The sequence below is a fragment of the Noviherbaspirillum massiliense JC206 genome, from assembly GCF_000312045.1.
Taxonomy (GTDB): Bacteria; Pseudomonadota; Gammaproteobacteria; order Burkholderiales; family Burkholderiaceae_D; genus Noviherbaspirillum; species Noviherbaspirillum massiliense.
The window spans coordinates 157,203-178,177 of record NZ_HE978635.1 but is presented as its reverse complement, the minus strand read 5'-3'; the positions used below and the strand labels follow the sequence as shown (position 1 = coordinate 178,177).

Annotated in this window: 23 protein-coding genes; 9 read left to right on the top strand and 14 right to left on the bottom strand. The window is 60.9% G+C overall.

The annotated features are described in order from the left end of the window. Positions 1 to 14 precede the first annotated feature (14 nt). Positions 15 to 686, bottom strand: coding sequence for a glutathione S-transferase (locus HGHM_RS16310; RefSeq protein WP_019142625.1), 672 nt, complete (start codon positions 684 to 686; stop codon positions 15 to 17). A gap of 209 nt (positions 687 to 895) precedes the next feature. Further along, the gene (locus HGHM_RS21620) at positions 896 to 1,321 is read right to left on the bottom strand and encodes a DUF4148 domain-containing protein (RefSeq protein WP_019142624.1); all 426 of its coding nucleotides are present in this window, start codon (positions 1,319 to 1,321) and stop codon (positions 896 to 898) included. A gap of 479 nt (positions 1,322 to 1,800) precedes the next feature. Between HGHM_RS21620 and HGHM_RS16300 the strand changes: the two genes are divergently transcribed. The 5 genes from HGHM_RS16300 to HGHM_RS16280 are packed head-to-tail and all read left to right on the top strand — an operon-like array spanning position 1,801 to position 6,315. After that, positions 1,801 to 3,012, top strand: a complete 1,212-nt coding sequence (locus tag HGHM_RS16300; protein WP_019142623.1) for an amino acid ABC transporter substrate-binding protein — start codon at positions 1,801 to 1,803, stop codon at positions 3,010 to 3,012. 24 nt (positions 3,013 to 3,036) lie between these two features. After that, positions 3,037 to 3,900 (top strand): branched-chain amino acid ABC transporter permease, encoded by an 864-nt coding sequence (locus HGHM_RS16295; protein WP_019142622.1) that lies wholly within the window; start codon positions 3,037 to 3,039, stop codon positions 3,898 to 3,900. Then, positions 3,897 to 4,844 (top strand): branched-chain amino acid ABC transporter permease, encoded by a 948-nt coding sequence (locus HGHM_RS16290; RefSeq protein ID WP_019142621.1) that lies wholly within the window; start codon positions 3,897 to 3,899, stop codon positions 4,842 to 4,844. Before HGHM_RS16295 ends, HGHM_RS16290 begins: the two co-directional genes overlap by 4 nt. Next, a complete protein-coding gene (locus HGHM_RS16285; RefSeq protein ID WP_019142620.1) occupies positions 4,841 to 5,575 on the top strand; it encodes an ABC transporter ATP-binding protein in 735 nt (244 codons plus the stop codon). The genes HGHM_RS16290 and HGHM_RS16285 overlap by 4 nt, the downstream gene beginning before the upstream one ends. Further along, positions 5,572 to 6,315 (top strand): ABC transporter ATP-binding protein, encoded by a 744-nt coding sequence (locus tag HGHM_RS16280; RefSeq protein WP_019142619.1) that lies wholly within the window; start codon positions 5,572 to 5,574, stop codon positions 6,313 to 6,315. The genes HGHM_RS16285 and HGHM_RS16280 overlap by 4 nt, the downstream gene beginning before the upstream one ends. A 97-nt stretch (positions 6,316 to 6,412) precedes the next feature. On the opposite strand, the gene HGHM_RS23250 is transcribed toward HGHM_RS16280, so the two are convergent. Beyond that, positions 6,413 to 6,649, bottom strand: a complete 237-nt coding sequence (locus HGHM_RS23250) for a hypothetical protein (protein ID WP_148415707.1) — start codon at positions 6,647 to 6,649, stop codon at positions 6,413 to 6,415. Positions 6,650 to 6,867: 218 nt separating this feature from the next. On the opposite strand from HGHM_RS23250, the gene HGHM_RS21615 reads away from it, so the two are divergent. Further along, positions 6,868 to 7,164, top strand: a complete 297-nt coding sequence (locus HGHM_RS21615) for a hypothetical protein (RefSeq protein ID WP_148415705.1) — start codon at positions 6,868 to 6,870, stop codon at positions 7,162 to 7,164. A gap of 39 nt (positions 7,165 to 7,203) precedes the next feature. Here the strand turns inward: HGHM_RS21615 and HGHM_RS16265 are convergent, their stop codons facing one another. After that, positions 7,204 to 7,962, bottom strand: coding sequence for a CPBP family glutamic-type intramembrane protease (locus HGHM_RS16265; RefSeq protein ID WP_019142616.1), 759 nt, complete (start codon positions 7,960 to 7,962; stop codon positions 7,204 to 7,206). A 154-nt stretch (positions 7,963 to 8,116) separates the two neighbouring features. Here HGHM_RS16265 and HGHM_RS16260 point away from each other — a divergent pair, with 154 nt between their 5' ends. Beyond that, positions 8,117 to 8,860 (top strand): YoaK family protein, encoded by a 744-nt coding sequence (locus HGHM_RS16260; RefSeq protein WP_019142615.1) that lies wholly within the window; start codon positions 8,117 to 8,119, stop codon positions 8,858 to 8,860. Positions 8,861 to 8,891: 31 nt separating this feature from the next. Here the strand turns inward: HGHM_RS16260 and HGHM_RS16255 are convergent, their stop codons facing one another. Together HGHM_RS16255 and HGHM_RS16250 are read right to left on the bottom strand one after the other, a co-directional pair. Next, positions 8,892 to 9,347, bottom strand: coding sequence for a universal stress protein (locus tag HGHM_RS16255; RefSeq protein ID WP_019142614.1), 456 nt, complete (start codon positions 9,345 to 9,347; stop codon positions 8,892 to 8,894). A gap of 130 nt (positions 9,348 to 9,477) precedes the next feature. Next, positions 9,478 to 10,389 carry a LysR family transcriptional regulator gene (locus HGHM_RS16250; RefSeq protein ID WP_020693859.1) on the bottom strand — a complete coding sequence of 304 codons (912 nt, stop codon included), beginning with the start codon at positions 10,387 to 10,389 and terminating at the stop codon, positions 9,478 to 9,480. Between the two features lie 116 nt (positions 10,390 to 10,505). On the opposite strand from HGHM_RS16250, the gene HGHM_RS16245 reads away from it, so the two are divergent. Further along, complete coding sequence (locus HGHM_RS16245) at positions 10,506 to 11,582, top strand: tartrate dehydrogenase (RefSeq protein ID WP_019142612.1); 1,077 nt, start codon at positions 10,506 to 10,508, stop codon at positions 11,580 to 11,582. Positions 11,583 to 12,022: 440 nt separating this feature from the next. On the opposite strand, the gene HGHM_RS21610 is transcribed toward HGHM_RS16245, so the two are convergent. The 4 genes from HGHM_RS21610 to HGHM_RS16225 form a co-directional block, all read right to left on the bottom strand. Further along, positions 12,023 to 13,294 carry a chloride channel protein gene (locus HGHM_RS21610; RefSeq protein ID WP_019142611.1) on the bottom strand — a complete coding sequence of 424 codons (1,272 nt, stop codon included), beginning with the start codon at positions 13,292 to 13,294 and terminating at the stop codon, positions 12,023 to 12,025. 503 nt (positions 13,295 to 13,797) lie between these two features. Next, the gene (locus HGHM_RS16235) at positions 13,798 to 14,769 is read right to left on the bottom strand and encodes a Bug family tripartite tricarboxylate transporter substrate binding protein (protein WP_019142610.1); all 972 of its coding nucleotides are present in this window, start codon (positions 14,767 to 14,769) and stop codon (positions 13,798 to 13,800) included. 56 nt (positions 14,770 to 14,825) lie between these two features. After that, a complete protein-coding gene (locus HGHM_RS16230) occupies positions 14,826 to 15,149 on the bottom strand; it encodes an AtuA-related protein (RefSeq protein ID WP_019142609.1) in 324 nt (107 codons plus the stop codon). After that, positions 15,136 to 16,488 carry an acyclic terpene utilization AtuA family protein gene (locus HGHM_RS16225; RefSeq protein WP_019142608.1) on the bottom strand — a complete coding sequence of 451 codons (1,353 nt, stop codon included), beginning with the start codon at positions 16,486 to 16,488 and terminating at the stop codon, positions 15,136 to 15,138. Before HGHM_RS16225 ends, HGHM_RS16230 begins: the two co-directional genes overlap by 14 nt. 127 nt (positions 16,489 to 16,615) lie before the next feature. Here HGHM_RS16225 and HGHM_RS16220 point away from each other — a divergent pair, with 127 nt between their 5' ends. After that, entirely contained in the window at positions 16,616 to 17,524 is a 909-nt protein-coding gene (locus tag HGHM_RS16220; protein WP_019142607.1) for a LysR family transcriptional regulator, read from the top strand. Between the two features lie 127 nt (positions 17,525 to 17,651). On the opposite strand, the gene HGHM_RS16215 is transcribed toward HGHM_RS16220, so the two are convergent. From HGHM_RS16215 to mdcE, 4 genes are all read right to left on the bottom strand, one after another. Further along, entirely contained in the window at positions 17,652 to 18,581 is a 930-nt protein-coding gene (locus HGHM_RS16215) for an ACP S-malonyltransferase (protein WP_019142606.1), read from the bottom strand. 78 nt (positions 18,582 to 18,659) lie between these two features. Further along, positions 18,660 to 19,607 carry a triphosphoribosyl-dephospho-CoA synthase MdcB gene (mdcB, locus tag HGHM_RS16210; RefSeq protein WP_019142605.1) on the bottom strand — a complete coding sequence of 316 codons (948 nt, stop codon included), beginning with the start codon at positions 19,605 to 19,607 and terminating at the stop codon, positions 18,660 to 18,662. Next, positions 19,595 to 20,275: a malonate decarboxylase holo-[acyl-carrier-protein] synthase gene (gene mdcG, locus HGHM_RS16205; RefSeq protein WP_245549287.1), complete on the bottom strand. Its 681-nt coding sequence runs from the start codon at positions 20,273 to 20,275 to the stop codon at positions 19,595 to 19,597. Before mdcG ends, mdcB begins: the two co-directional genes overlap by 13 nt. Continuing rightward, positions 20,259 to 20,975 (bottom strand): biotin-independent malonate decarboxylase subunit gamma, encoded by a 717-nt coding sequence (mdcE, locus tag HGHM_RS16200; protein ID WP_019142603.1) that lies wholly within the window; start codon positions 20,973 to 20,975, stop codon positions 20,259 to 20,261. Before mdcE ends, mdcG begins: the two co-directional genes overlap by 17 nt.

Below are 20,975 nucleotides of genomic sequence, written 5' to 3'. Positions count from 1 at the left end.
CATCGGCGTTCCGCTCAATCCAGCAACTGGTACTCGCCGCCGCGTTCGAGTGCGCGCCGGTAGGCTGGGCGTGCATGAATCCGCTTCAGGAAGTCCATAAGTTGCGGCCTGCTCTCGTTCAAGCCGGCGCGCGCAGCGGCTGCTTCAAGCGGAAAACTCATCTGGATATCCGCTGCAGTAAATTCCTTGCCCGCAAACCATCCCTCCTTCCCGATTTCCGCCTCGAGGTAATCGAGATGGCGCGCAATCTGCGGTGCGATGAAGGAACTTTTGGCTCGGGCCGCGATGGCGCGGGCAACCGGTTTCACTAGAAATGGCATCGGTCCGCGCTCAATGCGGTCGAACACCAGCTTCAGCAGCAGCGGGGGCATGGCCGACCCTTCCGCATAGTGCATCCAATAGGTGTAGCGGAGCTTCTCCGGTGTGCCGGGCGCGGGGACCAAGCTCCCCTTGCCATAGCGCTCCACCAGGTATTCCATGACCGCTCCCGATTCGGCGAGCGTCAGTGCGCCATCCGTGATCACCGGGGACTTGCCGAGCGGGTGCACTTCCCGCAAGGACGCAGGCGCAAGCATCGTTTTCGGGTCGCGCTCGTACCGCTTGATCTGATAGTCGAGGCCGAGTTCTTCCAGCAGCCACAGCACGCGTTGCGACCGGGAGTTGTTGAGGTGGTGAACAGTAATCATGGAGCCTTTTCTCTTTCTGGTTATGGGAACTCTCTGCAGCCAACGTACGCTGGCGCTGATGTCTGCCACAAGTCGCGATATGCGCTGTGCGTGCCGCGCATTATGGCTGAACGTGGCGTTTTCGGCGACGCCCAGATCGGTGTGGGCAAATGACAAAAAAAAACGCCACATTGCGTGGCGTTTTTCGGGAGGAGATTACCTGGTTCGGCTTAGTTGCCGCCGACGTAACGCGGAGCAACCTGGCGGTCCTTTGCCAACTGAGTGACTTCATTGCGCACTTCGTCACGCGTCTTGTGAGATGCCGTTGCAAATTGCAGCGTATCGACGTATTCGTTGTTCTTGTTCAGCTCGCCTTGGGCATAGGCCTGCTCAAGCTCGGCGCGCACTTCTGCACGGGTCTTCGGCGCCTGAACGCCGGCGAATTTCGCGGGCTCGGCGACTTCATTGTTCCGGCTCAGCTTGTTGCTGCGACCGTTAGCCTGTACGGCTTCAGCGCGCACTTCGGCACGGGATTTGGTCGACTGGACATTGCTGAAATCAAAGTAGCTGCCGGTGATGTCGGTACCCGGGGTGCCGGCAAATGCAGATCCGGTAGCGGCAAGAGCGGCAACAGCAATCAGTTTTTTTGCGTTCATATTGTTCTCCTGAAAGGATAAGTCATTGATGACTCAAGTTCGGTTTGGCGACTCGGGCAATCTTGCTGCCCGATAGGTCCTGCCTCGGTGAGGCGCACTTGAATCAACTGTGTGCTCATCGATGAAGCGTAGTTTAGTCGTTGCGCGGCTCGCAAAAAACATCATTGGTGGAAAATGACTATTCCTATATAAGAAATAATGCCCCTGGCGCCATCGCACCTCGGCAAGTGCGAAATAAAGCGGCGCGACAAGAGTCTGCACCTGGCCTGCAAGCTTTTCACATCCCAACGATGCCATTTGGTAATCGTGCTTTTGGCAAACAGTGTCAAACCGGATGAATCGCCGAAACGCTGTTCCCGCCGACGCTATTGCCGGAATTGATGCAGATCTTGATTACCCCCGATTTTTTTATATCGACCACGCCTTGTACTAGTCTTAATTTGTCCGGGGTATTAGAACAACTGCACGGAGGAAACGTCATGCTGCCCAGACTGTTCCGACTATTGGCGCCGTTTTTCCTTGCCTTGACCGGTGCACTTTCCGCCACTGCCTTGCAGGCCCAGGAAGTGGTGCTCGGCGCATCGGTCCAGCTCACCGGGCCGCTCGCCAATACCGGTCGCTACTATCGCGATGCTTATCAGATTGCCATCGACAAGATTAATGCCGGTGGCGGCGTCAAGATCGGCGGCAAGCCTCACAAGCTGGCGTTGAAAATTTATGACAACCAGTCCGACGTCAACCTGAGCGTGCGCCAGTACACCCAGCTTGTGTCACAGGACAAGGTCAACCTGTTGCTCGGGCCGTTCGCCAGCAATTTCGCGCTGGCCGATTCAGCGGTTTCGGAAAAATACAAGATTCCCATGGTGCAGGGCGGCGGCGCCTCCGATCAGATCTTTGCCCGTAAGTTCAAGTACATCTTCGGCACGCTGGCGCCGGCCAGCAATTATTTCGGCAGCACGATCGAAATGATGAAGCAGCTCAAGCCCGTTCCGAAGGCGGTGGCACTGCTGTATGCCGATGACGCATTCGACGTTTCGGTGGCGGACGGCACACGGCCGAAGCTGAAGCAGGCCGGGCTGAACATCGTGATGGACGAGCGTTACAGCACCAACGCCACCGATTTCAACTCCTTGCTCTCCCAGATCAAGAGCAAGAATGTGGACGCAGTGCTGGTGGCCGGCCATGAAACCGAAATCCTGAATTTCGTGCGGCAAGCCAAGAGCCTCGCGGTGGCGCCGAAAATGTATTCGTTCACCGTCGGCGTGCCAAGCGAAGATTTCCGTCGGGCCCTTGGCGCCGACGCCAACTATGCCTTCGGCATGACGGCATGGCTGCCGTCCGCCTCGCTCAAGGACCGGTGGTTCGGCGACGCCGAGCAATTCGCGAAGGAATACAAGACGAAGTTCGGCTATGACCCGGATTACCATGCTGCATCCGGGGTGGCCGACGTCGAAGCGCTGGCGCAGGCGATGGAAACCGCCGGCAGCACCGATCCTCAGAAAGTGCGTGATGCACTGGCAAAGATCAAGTTCGACAGCCTGTACGGGCCGATCGCCTTTGGCCAGAACGGCCAGATCGACCTGCCGCAGGTGGTGATCCAGGTTCAAGGCAATCAATTGGCCGAAATCTTCGGCGGCAAAGGTTTCGTCAAGCAGCCGAAGTATCCGATGCCGGCCTGGGATGCGCGCTGACGACTGTCATCGCCAAGCACCCCAATGAGCCTGCTTGCCCAAATTTTGGTCAACGGCGTCCTGCTGGGCGGGCTGTATGCGGTGATGGCGCTGGGTCTGGCGCTGGTCTGGGGCGTGCTCAACATTGTTAACCTGGCGCACGGTGCCTTCATCATGCTCGGCGCGTATGCATCGTGGCACCTGTATTACCACCTCCATATCGATCCGTTCCTGGGGCTGCCGCTGACCGCGCTGCTGATGTACGCCATCGGCTACGGCTTGCAGCGCGGCCTGCTGAACTTCGTAGTGCGGGCACCGATGTTCAACACCCTGCTGATCACCTTCGGCCTGGAAGTGGTGCTGACCTACCTCGCGCAGTTGGCGTTTTCGGCAGATTTCCGCACCATCAATCCGCCGTATGCCGGCAGCAACCTGCAATGGGGGACAGTAGTGATCCCGGTGGTCCGGTTGGCGGCGTTCGGCACGGCCATCGTGCTGACCGTGGGGATGTGGCTGTTCCTGCTGCACACCCGGCTCGGGAGGGCGATCCGTGCGACCGCGCAAAACCTAGTCGCGGCGCGCCTGTACGGCGTCGAGCCGCGTCACTTGTATGCGACCACCTTTGCGCTCGGCATTGCACTCGCCGGTGCGGCCGGCGGACTGTATGGCACGGTGTCGCAAATCAACCCTTATATCGGCGCAACGCTGACGGCCAAGTCGTTTGCGATTTCGATCATCGGGGGGCTGGACAATCCGCTCGGCGTGATCGTCGGCGGCCTGTTCCTCGGCATCGTCGAATCGCTGACCGCGCTGTACATCGGGCCGACCTTTGCCGACGTGGCCAGCTTCGGCATCCTGGTGCTGGTCCTGATCGTCCGTCCCAGCGGCCTGCTTGGGAAAACCGCATGAAGGCTTTCCGCATCATAGTACTCGCGGTCATCCTCGCGGCGCTGGCCGCCCTGCCCTGGTTCGAGTCGGACGTGCTGGTCCAGTTCGGCATCAATGCTCTGCTGCTGGCGGTGCTGGCACAGGCCTGGAACATCATCGGCGGCTACACCGGATACGCCTCCTTCGGCAACTCGGTGTTCTACGGCCTCGGCAGCTATGGTGTGGCGATCGCGATGGTGCAGTGGCAGCTGCCGTTCGCCGTCGGCCTGCTGTTTGGCGTGGTGCTGGCCGTGGTGTTCGCGGTGCTGCTCGGGCTGCCGGTGCTGCGGCTGCGCGGCCATTATTTCGCCATCGCGACGCTCGCACTGGCGCAAGTGATGACGGCGATCGTGTCCAATGTCGAGCTGGCCGGCCAGAACATCGGCCTGGTCCTGCCGCCGCTGAACAACGACCTGTTGTTCTATGAGCTCGCGCTCGGCCTGCTGATCATCGTGACATTGACGGTGTTCTGGCTGACGCGCAGCCGGTTCGGCTTCGGCCTGATCGCAATCCGCGAAAACGAGGAAGGAGCGGCGGTCATGGGCGTTAACACCACGTTGTACAAGGTACTGGCATTCGCGTTGTCGGGTGTGTTCAGCGCACTGGCAGGCGGCATCCACGCCTACTGGATCACCTTTCTCGATCCCGACAGCGCCTTCGACATCAGCCTGAACGTGAAGATGATCATCATGGCAGTGTTCGGCGGCCCGGGAACGGTATTCGGCCCGATCGTCGGCGCGCTCAGCCTGTCCGCGATTTCCGAAGTGCTGGCGAGCGAAGTCACCAGCATCGCCGGCCTCTTCTTCGGCGTCGTCATCGTCGCCGCGGTGGTGCTGATGCCGCGCGGGCTGGCCGACATGCTGCGGCGCATCCGGGGCGCCGGCTGGCGCTATTTCATTGAAAACATCCGGGCGCACCGTCTATGAGTGCAATCCTCGAAGTGCGGCATGTGACGCGGCGCTTCGCCGGCCTGGTAGCGGTGAGCGACGTCAGCTTCACGCTGGAGCAAGGCGACATCGTCGGCCTGATCGGCCCCAACGGCGCGGGGAAGACCACGCTGGTCAGTCTGATCAGCGGCACGCTCGCGCCGAGCGCAGGCGACGTGTTGTTCCAGGGCGAACAGATCAACCGCTTGCCGGCTTATCGGCGCGCGCGCCTTGGCATCGGCCGCACCTTCCAGATCATGCGTCCCTTCCCGGGCCTGACGGTGCTGGACAACGTTGCAGTCGGCGCGCTGTTCGGTTACGGCGGCGGCCAAGCCCAGTTGCAGCAGGCGCGTGAACAGGCCCGCGCCTGCCTCGATTTCGTCGGTCTCGGCCGATATGCCGGACAGCGTGCCGAGGAACTCGGCGGCCCCGGCCGCAAGCGGCTGGAGCTGGCCAAGGCCATGGCGATGCAGCCGAAGCTGCTACTGTGCGATGAAGTCATGGCCGGGCTGAACCATGTGGAAATCGACGAAGTGATCGAAGTGATCCGTAAGGTGCGTGCGCAGGGCATCAGCATTCTAGTGATCGAACATGTGATCAAGGCGATCAAGAGCCTGTCCGACCGGCTGCTTGTGCTGCACCACGGGGAAAAGATCGCGGATGGTGCCCCGGATGCCGTGCTTTCGGATCCAGCGGTAGTGCAGGCTTACCTCGGAAAGAAACGCCGATGAAGGACTCACCGATCCCTGGCACGCAGGCAAACAAGCCGCTGCTGAAGCTCGAAAATGTGTCCGCAGGCTACGGCGAAATGCTGGTGCTGCGCGAGCTTGCACTCGAGGTGTACCCGGCAGAAATGGTGGCGCTGGTGGGCAGCAATGGCGCCGGCAAAACCACCCTGCTGCGGGTGCTGTCCCGCGTGCTGCCCTGCAGCGGCAGCGTCACGATGAACGGTCGGGAACTCGTCGGAATGACGCCCGACCAGGTATTCGGCCTCGGGCTGGTGCAGGTGCCTGAAGGCCGCCAGCTGTTCGACCGCATGACGGTGCAGGATAACTTGCTGATGGGGGCGTACCGGCGTTCCGACAAGGTGGCTGTGGCGCACGACCTGGATCGGATGTATGCCTTGTTTCCGCGGCTGGGCGAGCGGCGGCGCCAGCTGGCTGGCAGCATGTCGGGCGGCGAGCAGCAAATGTGCGCGATGGCGCGGGCGCTCATGGCAGCGCCAGTGCTGATGATGGTCGATGAAATGAGCCTTGGCCTGGCGCCGGTGGTGGTCGAACAGCTGATGGAAGTGCTGGCCGCGATTCGCGGCAATGGCGTGACGGTACTGCTGGTGGAACAGGATGTGCAACTGGCATTGTCAAACGCGGACCGCGCCTATGTCATGGAAACCGGCCGCATCGTGCACAGCGGTCCCGCCAGCGTGCTGATAGACGACCCGGCGGTGCAGCGTGCCTATCTTGGAGCCTAGTAGAAATGCGGAAGACGATCGCTACCGGGCAGGGATCTTGGGCATTGTCCTGAAAAAAATTCCCCGTCTCTTTGACGACATCGAACCGTTTTCGTGCTCAGCCCGTGATGTCCTCGTCCTCGCCGGGCGTTGCATCGGCATGGTCAGTCCTTGAAAACGCCAGGAACATCAATGCTGCACCGCCCGACAGCAGTCCGGCAGTCAGGGGCAAGGACTTCGCCGGCCCGACAAGAAGGAATGCGACCCCGGCACACAACGCGACAACGCCACCGGCAAGACAATAGCCGCGTGACAGGCGAACAGAGGGCGGGGAGCAGCGTGGGGCTTCTTTCATTACATTTAACGGTCTGTTGAACATACGCGTCCTTCGTTGTGGAATAGAAGAGAGGCGGCGAAGGAAGAGTACACAAGAGCGCTTCCTGTGGGGATACCGCATTTATGGGATGGCGTATCTGGCCACTCTATGATGCAATCAGCGCCCGCTCGCAAGGGCATCGAAGTGACTTGCCCCGCAACCCCGTCTAACAGAGAGAAAAGCAGAAGAAAATGGCAGTGATACTGGTCAGCTATGTGTTGAAAGGGCAGGATCACGATTACCGTCCCCTGACACAGCATTTACAAAAATTTACGCATTGCCATGGCATGGAGCCGGTCTGGCTGCTGGATACCAACAAGACTGCAACACAAATTCGGGATGAACTGAGCAGATTCATCCGCACGGATGATGTGCTCTTCATAGCCAGGCTGACTGAGGATTGGGCCGCGCGGCATTCGGGCTGCGGCGACTGGCTCAATCATATGAGCCGGACCTGGCAGTTTCCCTCCCATTCGGCAGACCAGCTGCCTTGAAGCTGCCGCACTGCGTACACGGCCCGACCCGTGACGCGGTCACGTGGCAGCAAGCCAGTAGGCAAGAAGGTGGGCGAATGCATGTGCCAGCATGGCAGCTTCCAACCCAAAACGCCAAAACAGGAAGCCGGCCAGGATACCGAACAAGGCGTTGCCACCGACGACATAGGCAATTACTGCAGGAGACAGGCTGCCGGCGACCGCATGCGCTGCCGGCAAATGCCCTGCTCCAAACAACAGGGCGCTGGCAAGCACCGCCAGCAGTACAGAGAACGCCCCAGGCACGGGGCGGCTTCGTTGCAGAATGCGCCACAGCAGCCACACCAGCAATGACATCAATCCCCAGCGCAGCAAAAGCTCTTCCGTAATGCCACCGTACAGCACGCGTACCGAGAGCGGCATGCCGGCCCTCTCCGGTGCGGACGCCAGTTCAGCAGGAGCGTGCTGGCTGAACAGGATCAGGAGGATGGCACCCGCCAGCCCGCCGACCAAGCCTGGCCGCAATTGGGGAAGGAAGGCCGGCAGCAGCGGCCGGGAAGCGACCAAGGCCTCGAACGCAGGTGCATGCAAGTCAGCCCTTGTGCCAAACCGAACTCCCACCCATACGGCGACGGCCAGCAGGACTGCAGTCTGCAAGCCGCTCAGCGTCAGGATGGCCCAGGACGTCAGCGAAAGCACGCGGCCAGCCAGCAAGCCGGGTAGCCAGAACAGCACGACGGCAAGAATGCCCGGCACGCCGGCAAGCCAGAGCGTGACAGCGAGGCGAAGCCTTGAGACAGGGAGGGCATTGTCGTTCATGGTTGATGGTTTGGATTGATAGTTTGTTAAGCGGTCCGGTGAACCATGACTGCATGCGGCCCCGGCCGAAGAAATGCCGCCTCTGGATGGACAGGCCTGCTTTGCGGCGCGTACACTACCGCAATGTCCGTACGCAATCATTTCCAGCAATAGCATGCCGGTTGCTTATCTGAGCCGCCTCATTTCCCCCGAGCGCAGCGCGCGTGCCAATCTTCAACTGGGTATTTGCCTTGCCTTCGTCGCCGGCGCCGTCAATGCCGGGGGCTTCCTCGCCATCGGACAGTACACCTCCCACATGACGGGAATCGTGTCATCAGCCGCGGACAATCTAGTCCTCGGCAATATCGCCCTTGCCGCGGCCGGATTTCTCTCCCTCGGTTCCTTCGTTTCCGGCGCGGCAACCACGGCACTGCTGGTCAATTATGCAAAGCGAAACGGCAAAACCAATATCTACACCACGCCGCTGATCATCGAAGCACTGCTGCTGCTCGTGTTCGGATTTGTCGGCGCCAGGCTGCAGCTGCATGAATTAGTGAGCGTGTCGCTGACGACCGTCCTGCTGTGCTATGTCATGGGATTGCAGAATGCCCTGGTGACAAAGATCTCGAATGCGGAAATCCGCACCACCCATCTCACCGGGCTGGTGACGGATTTCGGCATCGAACTGGGGAAGCTCCTGTACTGGAATCGCAGCGGAAGCGGAACTCAGCAGCTGGTACTCGCGAACCGGAAACGGCTGGTCGTGCATTCCTCCCTGATCGTCTCCTTCTTCACCGGAGGCCTGACAGGCGCGCTCGGATTCAAGTATGTCGGTTTTTCCTCGACCGTTCCACTTGCCGTCGTGCTGGTTCTGATTTCGATGGCACCTTCGCTCAAGCCGTCGAAGCCGACTCTCTGAACGCTTTGACGGCAGAACGATGGCTGCCGCATCAGGACCGCTGCGGATCCCCCGCCACCAGCACGCTGCAGCGCACTTTTTCCACCAGCAGGGCATCCATGGAGCCGCGCCACCAGCGCAGGGCAAACGGCTTGTGGCGCGAGTGGCCGACGATCACCAGATCGATTCCCAGCCTGTTGACCATATTGGCGATGATGTCGGCCGGCTCACCGGTTTCCAGACGGGTCTGCACACGCAGGCCGGCGTCCGCCAGGTAGCTGCGCCCCGATTCCAGCACGTCTTCCATCGCCTGCCGCTCCGCCCGCTCCTCTTCTTCGCTGGGAATGGCTGCAGCCGCGAATTCCCCGATCAGCAGCACCGGCTGCGGCGTGATCACCGCCAGCAAATGGATTTCCGTCGCGGGGCCGGGCTCGAGGCGTATGCATTCCTGCAAAGCGAGACGGCTTTCGGGGGTGCCATTGTAGGCGACCAGGATCTTGCGATACATGTGAGCCTCCTTTCATGAGAAGCGGCTGTATGCCAGTCCGGAGCCGCTGCACTGCTTATCTTCAAAGCTTCTGCAGGCCGCGTCTCTGATAAGAATTAATACTTCGTTATCGCCGCCAATGCAAGCCCGGTCAGCGGGAGCGCCTTGCGGGCTTGTTCAGCCACTGTTCCAGGAACTGGACGCATACCCTGACCTTGGCCGAACTCGACAGCCGCGAGGGATAAACCGCCCAGACGTCCGCTTCCTGCCGATACTGCGGCAGCACCCGGACCAGGTCGCCGTTTTCCAGGCTGGGGCCGACATCCCAGATCGAACGCAGGATGATCCCGTGCCCGTCTATGGCCCAGCGGTGGACGAGTTCGCCATTGTTGGCCGACAGCGGGCCGCCAACGCGCACCGTTTCTGTCCCGTCGGGTCCGCTCAGCTTCCAGCGCCCGAAATCCTGGTCGCGCTCCCGGATCACGATGCAGCGGTGGCTGACCAGGTCGGCGAGCGCTTTCGGCGTTCCATGCTTTTTCAGATAGGCAGGCGAGGCGCACAGCACACGCGCATTCGGCGCGATGCGCTTGGCAATCAGGTTCGACTCATGCACTTCGCCGATGCGTATATCCAAGTGGAAACCTTCTCCGATCAAATCCACCGGCCGGTCCAGCAATTCGAGCTGGATTTCCAGCGACGGATACTTCAGGGCGAATGCCGAGATCGCCGGCGACACCCGGTTGCGACCGAAACCGGAACTGGTGCATACCCGCAGCAACCCGCGCGGCGTGAGCTTCGCGCTGGAGACGGCTTCAGCCATCTGGTCGACGTCTTCCAGGATGCGCTGCGCCCACTGCTGCACGATGTCGCCATTCTCGGTCAGGCTGACGCTGCGCGTGGTCCGGTGCAGCAGCTTCACTTGCAGGGATGCCTCCAGCAGCGCGATCCGCTTGCTGACAAAGGCTTTGGACACTCCCAGCTCAAGCGCCGATGCGGCAAAACTTTGCTTGCGCACCACGATGCAAAACAGGCGCAAGTCTTCCAGGAGAGGTCGATTGTTCACGATTCGTGATTGGTTGCATTACATGACGGCGCATTATATTGCCAATCATGTGCAGTATCATCCTCGCCAGTCATCCTCTCCCCTATTCTGCCTTTTTACTCTTGGGAAATACGACCATGAAAACTCATAAGATCGCCGTGATCGCCGGCGACGGCATCGGCAAGGAAGTCATGCCGGAAGGCCTGCGCGCCGTGCAGGCCGCCGCCCGCAAGTTCAACATCAACCTGGAATTCACCACGTTTGCCTGGGCCAACTGCGACTACTACATCAAGCATGGCGAAATGATGCCACCCGACTGGTTCGAGCAGCTCAAGGGCTTCGAAGCCATCTACTTCGGCGCGGTCGGCTGGCCTGCCACCGTACCCGACCATATTTCGCTGTGGGGCTCGCTGATCAAGTTCCGCCGCGACTTCGATGAATACGTGAACCTGCGTCCGGTGCGACTGATGCCCGGCGTGCCCTGTCCGCTCGCAAACAAGAAGCCGGGCGACATCGACTTCTACGTGGTGCGCGAAAACACGGAAGGCGAATACTCTTCCGTCGGCGGCCGCATGTTCGAAGGCACCGAGCGCGAGACCGTGCTGCAGGAAGCCGTATTCACCCGCAAGGGCGTCGACCGCATCCTGAAGTACGCTTTCGAGCTCGCGCAAAGCCGGCCGAAAAAACACCTGACCTCGGCCACCAAGTCCAATGGCATCTCGATCAGCATGCCGTACTGGGACGAGCGCGTCGAAGCGATGGGCAAGGCTTTCCCCGACGTGCACTGGGACAAATACCATATCGACATCCTGACCGCCCGCTTCGTGCTCAGCCCGGAGCGCTTCGATGTCGTGGTCGCCTCCAACCTGTTCGGCGACATCCTCTCCGACCTCGGCCCGGCCTGCACCGGCACCATCGGCATTGCACCGTCGGCCAACCTGAACCCGGAGCGCACCTTCCCCTCGCTGTTCGAACCGGTGCACGGCTCCGCTCCCGACATCTACGGCAAGAACATCGCCAACCCGATCGCCATGATCTGGTCCGGCGCAATGATGCTCGACTTCCTCGGGAACGGCGACCAGAACTACACTGCCGCGCATGACGCGATCATCAAGGCGATTGAGAAGAGCCTGGTGGAAGGCCCGCGCACCCCGGACCTGGGCGGCACGGCGAATACGACGGAGGTAGGGAAGGCAATTGCGGCAGCGATTTGAAATCGACTGCTGAGAAAAGCAGCGGGGAGACGTCCTGCCCGCCGCTCTTCGCATGTATCGAGAAGATGGCTGGCCCGGAATGCATCAAGCTCCTGCTTTGTTAATGGTTCGGTCGGCCTTCGGATTTGCCGCATACCCGGTGCAGCGGTACACCATCCTGTGTGCCTTGGACATTTTTCACGACTGCTGTCGGCCATGAGGCACCATTCCGCAGTAATCCCAGCCAGCGGGCCTTGACTGACTTGGCGCCTGTGCTTGCCTTACCTACGTCTTGCCGGACTTGTTGACGCCGATGTTGAACAGGCAAGGGAAGTTTCTGGTTGCGCCTGAATGCAGATCGGCCGTCGGTTCATCCGGATGACGGCACCATGACCATGATGTCGGTAGCTGCAGACTGACCCAGTCCGCAGCTAGAGGATGTAACCGCAAAGCCGGCGCGGCTAACCGTGCCGATCCAGTCGCGTTTCCTGGCTCGCGCGTACCAATGTCACCGCTTCGCGGCGGAAGTTGCGGGCGGCACTGTGATAGAACGGGCGCGGACAGAACTGACGCGAGACGAAGGAGGCGACTACCGTCACCGCCAGGAGCAGGAGCGTCAGGTCTTGCGAGCGCGTCATTTCCATCGTGATGACAGTCGCGGTGATCGGCGCCTGCGTGGCAGCGGCGAGGAAACCTGCCATGCACAACAGGGCCTGCATACCGGGCGAGAAATGCCCGGGTAACAGTGCTGAAAGATGTTCGCCGATGCCGGCACCGATGGCGAGCGAGGGCGTAAAGATGCCGCCAGGCAGACCGGCGACATAGGCCAGCACGGTCGAGGCCAGTTTCGCAATGCCGAACAGGTCGCTGCCGCTTTCGCGGCCGTTGAGCAGTGACGAGGCTTGCGCATAGCCGGTACCGTATGTGCTGCCATGCGCGACGAGGCCAAGCAGCGCAGCCAGCAGACCGCATGCCGCTGCCACCACGATGGGATGTTGCTGCGTGTAGTGGCGCCACCCGGCAGGCACGAGGCCCGGCGCGCCACGCAACAGAAGCCGCGCGAACAGCCCGCCAAGCACGCCATTCACGACTCCCGCCAGCAATACGCCCCACCAATCGGTGCTCAGCGCGAGGAAAGTATGGTCGACGCGGAAATACGAGTTGTTTCCAAGGAGTGCGAGTGTCAGGAAGCCGGCCGTCAGCACACCTGCCATCACCAGCCTGTCAAAGCGCACCACGCTGCCGCGCCCCAACTCCTCGATGGCGAACACCACGCCGGCCAGCGGTGTGTTGAACGCGGCGGCGATCCCGCCTGCCGCGCCGGCGGCAATCAGGGCGTCGGTGCGGAAACCGAAGCGCAAGTTGCTGTTTGCGCGCGTCTTTTCATGCAACCATACTCCCCATGCCAGCATGACTGCGGCGCCGACCTGCACCGAAGGGCCTTCACGGCCGATCGAAGCGCCGATCGCCAGGCCGCTGACAGTGAGCACGATCTTCCAGAGCGCTTGCGGCAGCGAGACCAGCAGACGCTGCTGGTCGCTGCGGGAAGGCATGTCCATCGCCGCGATCACCTGCGGTATCCCGCTTCCGCGCGCCTGTGCCGCATAGCGAACCGTCAGCCAGCGCAAGCCGGCGAAGCCGAGCGGCAGCATCAGCAAGCTGCTCCACCAATAGGCATGCGTGACAAGGAGGTTGACGTCGAGCGCCTTTTCAGCCAGCCAGGCAAAGGACATCGACACCAGGGCGACGCATGCTGCGCCGGCCAGGAAGACCGCATAGCGAATGCCGTGGCGGGAGAACCTCAGGGTGTGGCGCGCGCGGCGTCGGACGGAGCCAACAAGGCGGGATCGCGCAGATGTTTGTCTGGACACCTGCGTATGGGAGGAAGTGGGTGGCAAGATGATCGGGCTGGAACGGCAGGGAACGGGCAGATTATAGTCCGGGGTCGTGACTCCTGCAGAGATGGATTGGAAAGGCAGACTCGCTGCTGCCGGTAACCCAGAGCTGTACAAAGAGCACGTAGTCGATGGTTCGGAATTTTGCCTTTTAAGAGCATGCAGGCCGCGCACGCCAGATTTGGGCGGCATGGCAAATTACGACGGCGGAGGGAAGGCGATTGCGGCGGCCATTTGAGGCCGCCTCTCAAGGAAGGCAGGGTAGATCCGATCTCCCTGCTTTTGCAATAACCTTCCAGCTGCGGAATCAGCAGCGCGAAAGGAAGCAGTTCAAGGCGCTCTTATTCCTTTTCAATTCCCGCCTTCTTGATGATCTCGCCCCATTTCCGTGTTTCCTCCGCCTGGAACTGGGCAAGCTCTTCGGGTGTTGTCACGAAAACCTCCACACCGCTCTGGGCATAGAACGCCGATTTTGCAGCAGGGCTCTTGGCAGCCTTCGTCAGGAATTCATTAAGCCGCGCGACAATCGCTTGTGGAGTCTTGGCTGGCGCATACGCCGCAAACCAATATCCGATGTCGTAGCCTTTCACGCCGGCCTCATTAATCGTCGGGACATCAGGAGCCAGCGGCGACCGGGTTTTTGCAGAGTAGCCCAAGGCGCGCAGCTTGCCACTCTTTACATGGGGCAGGCCGGTAGCCGTGTCCGTGATCATCATGTCGATTTGCCCGCCCAGCAAATCAGTGATGGCGAATGTGTTGCTTTTGTATGGAACATGCAGCAATTTCACATCAGCGAGCTGCTGGAATAGTTCACCTGCGATCCGACTCGATGAACTTCCGCTGCCAAACGTGATCTTTCCCGGTTCTTTCCTGGCCATGGCGATGACGTCTTTGACGCTTGTTGCGGGAAACTGAGCGTTGACGACCATCATTTGCCCACCCTTGCCCAATGCAGTAATGGGAGCGAAGTCCTTCACGGGATCGTAGGGGAGCTTTTTGAAGAGATGCTCTGCGGCCGCGTGGGTGGTGTTGGTGGTGATAAACACGGTATATCCGTCCGGCGCCGAGCGGGCCGCATCGTTCGCGCCAATGAAGCCATTGCCGCCGGGTTTGTTATCGACGATCACCTGCTGCTTCGTTTCCTGGGTAATGGCTTGTCCCAGTGCGCGCGCGAGCTGGTCGGTTGCTGTTCCGGAAGCAAACGGCACGACAAAGCGGATCGGCTTTTCCGGGAATTCTGCAGCCGCTGGACCCGCCAGCAACGCCAGGCAAAGCGACGACATCGCGATATAAGGCAGCTTGGTGAACTTCATGTTTGTCTCCTTTGTAGGATTGTGATGGGGAGTTGCAGGAGTTAGCCCGCCAATCATCAGCTATCAGGCTGGCCGGGTTCGGGTATCTCGATGCTGAGCAGGGCAAAGCTTAAGGTCTTTCCGTGCGCGTCGAGCGCAAGCGAACGGGTAACGCCGCCAGCAAGCGCGTGGTGCATCACGAAGTTCAGGGCGCCTAGCGCGGGCAAGGCATAGCGCTCCACCGTGCCGTGCACGATTCCTGAGAGGTGATCCTTGACGCGAGCAGCAGTCACATATTTTTCGAGCAGGGGGTAATCCTTGAGCTCATACGCGATGAGCGATATGTTGGAGATGTCTCCTTTGTCGCCCGCACGAGCATGGGCGATCTCACGCAATAACATCCGGAACCTCCTCGATGTGCACTGACGCTTTTACTTTATCGCGCGGCAAAAGCGTGGAAACCACTGCCACGATGTCTTTCGCCGATTTCGTTGCGCCACCGCCGCCTGCGGGGCCGCAGGTATAGAGGCTTTCGACTTCGTTGGCGACGCGCATCGCTTCCTTGAGGCTTTCAGTCCGACCTGCCACCCGGATGCGTACTTCGTACGGCTCCTGCGAGCCGGAGGACAACTTTTCTCCGTGCATTGCATTGACGCCAAGAAGGTCGTAGCGGACTTCACTCGCCTGCAAGCCTATGATCTTCAAGCGCTCAGCCACGATGTCGAGCGCCAGCCGGGCGCGAGCCAAAGCGCCCGGCCCGGCGTAGGACATTTGGCCCTCTCCGATGTAACTGTCGAGGTAGCCGATCGACACTTTTAAATTATCCGGCCGGGCGCGCCCCGTCGCCCCGCTGACGCGAACCCGGTCCGGGCCGACTTGCGCAATATCGACGCCGGAAAAATCGGCCACGACATCCGGCGTCAAATACGAGCGAGGATCGTGGATCTCATAGAGCATCTGCTCCTTGCAGCTTGCGGTGGTGACTTGCCCGCCGCTTCCGTCGACCTTCGTTATGATGGCAGTGCCATCCTCGTACACTTCTCCGATCGGAAATCCGAGGCGGGCCAGGCCAGCAACATCCTTGTAGCCGGGATCCGCAAAATAGCCGCCGGTAATCTGCCCGGCACATTCCAGCAGGTGGCCGACCAGGGTTCCCTGTCCGAGACGATGCCAGTCGTCCATCGCCCAGCCGAATTCGTGGATGAGCGGCGCAAGGACCAGGGATGGATCCGCGACGCGGCCCGTAATGATGACGTCGGCTCCCTGTTCTAGCGCATCAGCCAGCGGCTGGGCTCCGAGATACGCGTTGGCAGAGATCAGGCGTTCGCCGAGCTCGCCGACCTGGCGCCCGGTATCGTCTGTATAGTCGCCATTTCGCACGATATCCAGTACATCGTCTCCCAGCACGGCTGCCACATTCAATCCGCCAAGCTGCAGTGATTCCGCGATTTCCCGCACCTTTACCGCCGCCGCAAGCGGATTGGCCGCACCCATGTTCGTGATGATGCGGATCCCCCTTTTCCGGCAAGCCGGGAGCACTGCCCGCATCCGGTCCTCAAGCAAGGGGTCGTAACCAGCTGCCGGATCGGCCAGCCTGGTGCGCTGGGCAAGAGCGATCGTGCGCTCGGCGAGACATTCGAAAATCAGGTAATCAATGGCACCTTTTTCGGCAAGCTCGACAGCCGGCTCGATGCGGTCACCGGAGTAGCCTGCGCCCGAACCTATTCTGATGCTTTTCATGAAGACCCTTTGGAGGCGCTGGACGAAATGCCGACGCCCCGAACGATTGATGATCTGATTTTCCCCAGGTAGTTTGATTAAGTAAAATGAAAATTTCTGATCATTTAATCGTGTTCCAGTATTAATCATGCAAGCCAATATTTCCACGCGCCTTCTGTACGCTTTCGCTGCACTCGCGGAACTGAAACACTTCACCCGCGCGGCGGAGCGATGCCACACTTCGCAGTCGGCATTAAGCGTGATGATCCGGAAACTCGAGTCCGAAGTCGGGACACGGCTATTTGAGCGGGATACGCGAAAGGTCACATTGACCCCGGAAGGCGAATTGTTCGCTGAAGCGGTCCGCTCCCTCCTTGCCGAGATCGAATCGGCGTTCGACGATATGTCGGACTACGTTGCACGACGGCGCGGGCGAGTCTCCGTGGCGGCTTTGCCGTCCCTCGCCGCCAACGGCCTGCCCGAGATCATCGCCGAGTACAAGAAGCTGTACCCGGCCGTGGCAGTCACCTTGCATGACGCGCTGTCCGACCAGTGCCTTTCCCTCCTGCGCCAGGGAAAAGCTGACATCGTGCTCACTGCACCAGGGTCCAATGTCGCAGAGTTCGAGTCGCGGACGCTTTGCAGCGATCCTTTTTACCTCGTCTGCCGGCATGACCATCCGCTTGCAAGAAAACGCATTGTTCGGGTAACGGACCTTGCAGGCCAGGAAGTGATACATCTCGCGAAGTCGTCAAGCGTCCGCCAGCACGTCGACATCCTGCTGCGGGAGGTGCGTGCCATCCACTCTGGGTTCGAGGTGGAGCACCTTGCGACCGTCGCAGGTTTGGTCAGCCAGGGCCTGGGAATCAGTCTGGTGCCCGAATTAACGCTGTTTCAGTTCCGGCAGATGGATCTGGTTGCGGTTCCTTTGCGCTCTGAACAGAAGCGGCCCATATTGATGGTGAAACGCAAAGACCAGCCTCTGTCGATAGCGGCCAAGGCCATGCTTGATTTGATAGAGGAAAGAATCGGATCGGCCAGCGCCCTTCGCAAGTAAGGCTCTTCCCGAGACCGGGATACGCTTTTGTTCGTTTTTCCGGCTCCGTGTAATTCATATCACTTGAGCCAACGATGCAGACCCCATCAATACATCGCTTCATCGAAATGGCATGCTGCCGGCCCGCTCAGTCCAACTGCCGTCCAACCCAGGCCCCCACTCCCGCGGCGCTACGGAAATCCGCAATCGACCGGCACGCAATATCGGGATGTCTCGCCTGCAGCATGCGCGATAACGCCGAACCCGGACCGAGTTCGAGGGCGACAGTAATGCCTGCCTCGGCACAGGCATCCATGCAATCCTTCCAGCGTATGGTTTCTTCCAGCTGGCGTGCGAGCGTAGCGATGGCTTGCTCCTTGCGGGACACTGCTTCTCCCAGTACTCCTGCCAGCACGGGCACCTCCGGGTCCGCCAAGCCGGATTGGTGCAATGCCTGCCTGAAAGGTTCGACTGCAGCATGCATGAGGGGCGTGTGCGATGCGATTTCCACCGGGAGGACAGTCGGGTGCCCGCCCAGATCGATGATCTTCTGCTGCAGCGCGGGCAAGGATGCAGCCAGGCCACCTGCGATGATGCTGTCTTCACCGGTTTCGATCGCGATGGCGAACCCATATTGATCCAGTAGGCCGGCTAGCGCTTGCCGGGTGAGACCGGAAACCGCGACGAGGGCTTGCGGCGCATCCGGATCAAGGCAGGCATCCATCAGTTGTGCGCGGCGGGCGGCGAGGCGTATGGCCTCTTCCGGTTGCAGTCCATTGGTGATCGCATAAGCCGACACTTCGCCGATGCTGTAGCCGACGACCAGGGCTGGCTGTGGCAGCAGGTTCCGGATGGCTGCCCAGGTGGACATGGTTGCGGCAACGATCAAGGGTTGCGCGATGCGATTGGAAAAAAGCATAGCCTTGTCGTTCAGCGCCGCATCCAGCGGCATGCCAAGCGCCTGTTCCAGCGCCCAATGATCTGGCACCACATCGGCGCTAAGCACGACGTGGGCAAAGTCAAACATGTGCGGATGCTGTGCGCCCTGTCCCGGGCACAGGATGGCGAGGCGGCTCATGCGTGCGCTCCTTGCGGCTTCCTCCCGTCCGTAATGCCTTTAGCGACGTGGAATGAATACCTGCAGCGCTTCATTTCACTACGCAGCGGCAATCGTGCCGCCCAAACGGTAAGTCAGCCTGTGCACCAGGCAGGCAGCCGCCAGCAAGTCCGCCGCGCCGCCCGGCGACAGTTTCCTGCTGATGAACTGGCGGTGGCATTCGAGCGCATACGTTTTCCATTGAGCATGCGCCGTGCCACCACGCACGAGGAATTCCTGCGCCATGCTGCGCACCATTGCGGCGCCTGTCGTGCCGCCGCGGTAGTACACATTGGTGTCGCTGACGTACGCCATCAGGGCGAACAGTGCATCGATGCGTGCGCGCTCCCAGCAGGCGCGCGTTTCCAGAGTACTTTGCAGCGCCGGCAGAGCAACCTCAAACACGGAAGGCAGGCCAAGCGCGGCTTCTTCCCGCGCACCGCTCGCGGCATGCCGTGCCGCGACCTGCAAGCCGTGCGAGCTGCCGTCAGTCGCCCGGGCATGGATGGTCAGGGCTTGGCCCCACTCCATCAGCAGCACCGCGCGCAGCGCCTGCGGCGACAAGCGGATGCGATGTGCGTGGCAATAGCCGGCAGCGGCGCATAGCAGGCCAAGGCAGAAGATTGCGCCGCGGTGGGTGTTGATGCCACGGGTGGCGTGCAGCATTTTTTGCTCGGCATCGATGCCGAGCTGCCTGAGTTCGGTAAACGCCGCACCGTCCGCGCCCGCTTTGGCAATCCGGATGAAGTAGTGTCGCAAGGCGAACAGGCTGCGCATGAAAGTTTCCGCATTCATGTCGCGATGGCTGCCATTGTCGACAAGCGACACCAGGCCGGGCTTGGGATACAGCGTGAGTTCGTCGTAGAGGCTGCGTACTGCAAGGCGGCCCAACCGTGCGCAGAACGCATGAGCTGCGGCCAACTTCCGTTCCCGATGCGCGTCTTCCGCCGGCGGGTAAGGCCGAATCCATTCGGATACCTGCATGGCATGCGTCGCTATGCCGGCCATGGCGCAGTCTCCAGTAGCGACAGCAGCTCATCCAAGGACCGGAGCCGCACGGCTTGCATTTCCTTGACCAGTACGCGGCAGCCGCCTCCCGAAGTCTGCGCCCTGTCCCATTCCTTCCACGCCACAGCCTGTCCCGCCGGAAACAGGATTTCGCCATCCAGAGGCAAGCTGCCGGCATAGGTACGCAGCAACTCAAGCCCGCGTGACAGGCTCGCCACAGAGTGCGGCGCAAACAGGAGATCGATATCGGATGCTTTGGTGAGATAAGCCTGGCCGGTGAACGCCTGCAATGCAAGCGATCCATACACTCTCAGGCAGATGCCGGCTGCCCGTGCATTGGCATCGAGCGCAGCCAGCGGTTCACGCCAATCGGGTGGTGCCGCTGCCAGCACCGCATCGAGTGCCGGAGGGGCATCGGACTTCCGGATGCTGGAGCGGGATACGCGCACTGGGATGCGCTTCTTGCTGCCATCGACAGAATCCGGTGGCAATGCGATGCCGAGGCAAGCTTGCTCCTGCGTGGCTTCCGGATCGTGGCGCCGCGCAATTGCCGGCCAGTCTGTGCGCTTCCACGCCGCGATGATCTCGCGGCAGTCTTGCGGCGCGCTGTTTTGCGCCTCCTGCCATCCCGCGTCGGTCAGCCAGACCAGGCTATGTCGTGCGAGCATGGCCATCGGACATCACTGCCTGCGCCACCCGCTGCGCCAGCTTGCGTCCGCCGCGTTCGGCGCCAAGCCGGCTGCGCCTGTCTTTCGGGCTCGCGTGTTCGAGGGCCCGGGCCAGTTGTTGGGCGAGGTCGCCGGTCCAGATCGCTTCCACGCCGCCCATCACGAAATAATTTTCCGCGCCGGGTGCAAACACCGGATTGGTCTTGGCCAATTCCCGCAGCCGTTCTTCCGGCACCTTGGTGATGCGCGCCATCGCCGGCAAGCCCATGACCCGGATCGTCGCATCCGGCAAGGCATAGCAGGCATCGGCCATCAGGCCGCTGGTGATGAAGCCGCCGGACAGCGCCTGGTCATAGACCAGCCCGATCACCTTGTGTCCGCGCCGGCGCGCGAGATCGATGCACTTGCCGAGGTGGGCCATGTAGCTGTTGATGCCCAGCATTTCATCACGATGGCGCAGGCGCTGGCCTTCGGTGTCGATCAGGATGACGATTGCCCGGCCCGGATGCTCGCGCATCGTGTGCAGGATGGCCGTGGCCTGGGCGAAGGCAATCTCGACGCCGATCGGCGTATGCCCGGTAGTGCCGATCACGGTGACGGTCGTGTCGCCGACCTGCGCCGTGCCCGAGAGGAAGCAATCGCGTTCGGTAATGTCATGACCTTGCGGGAACAGGTTTGATGCCAGGGTTTTCCAATCCAT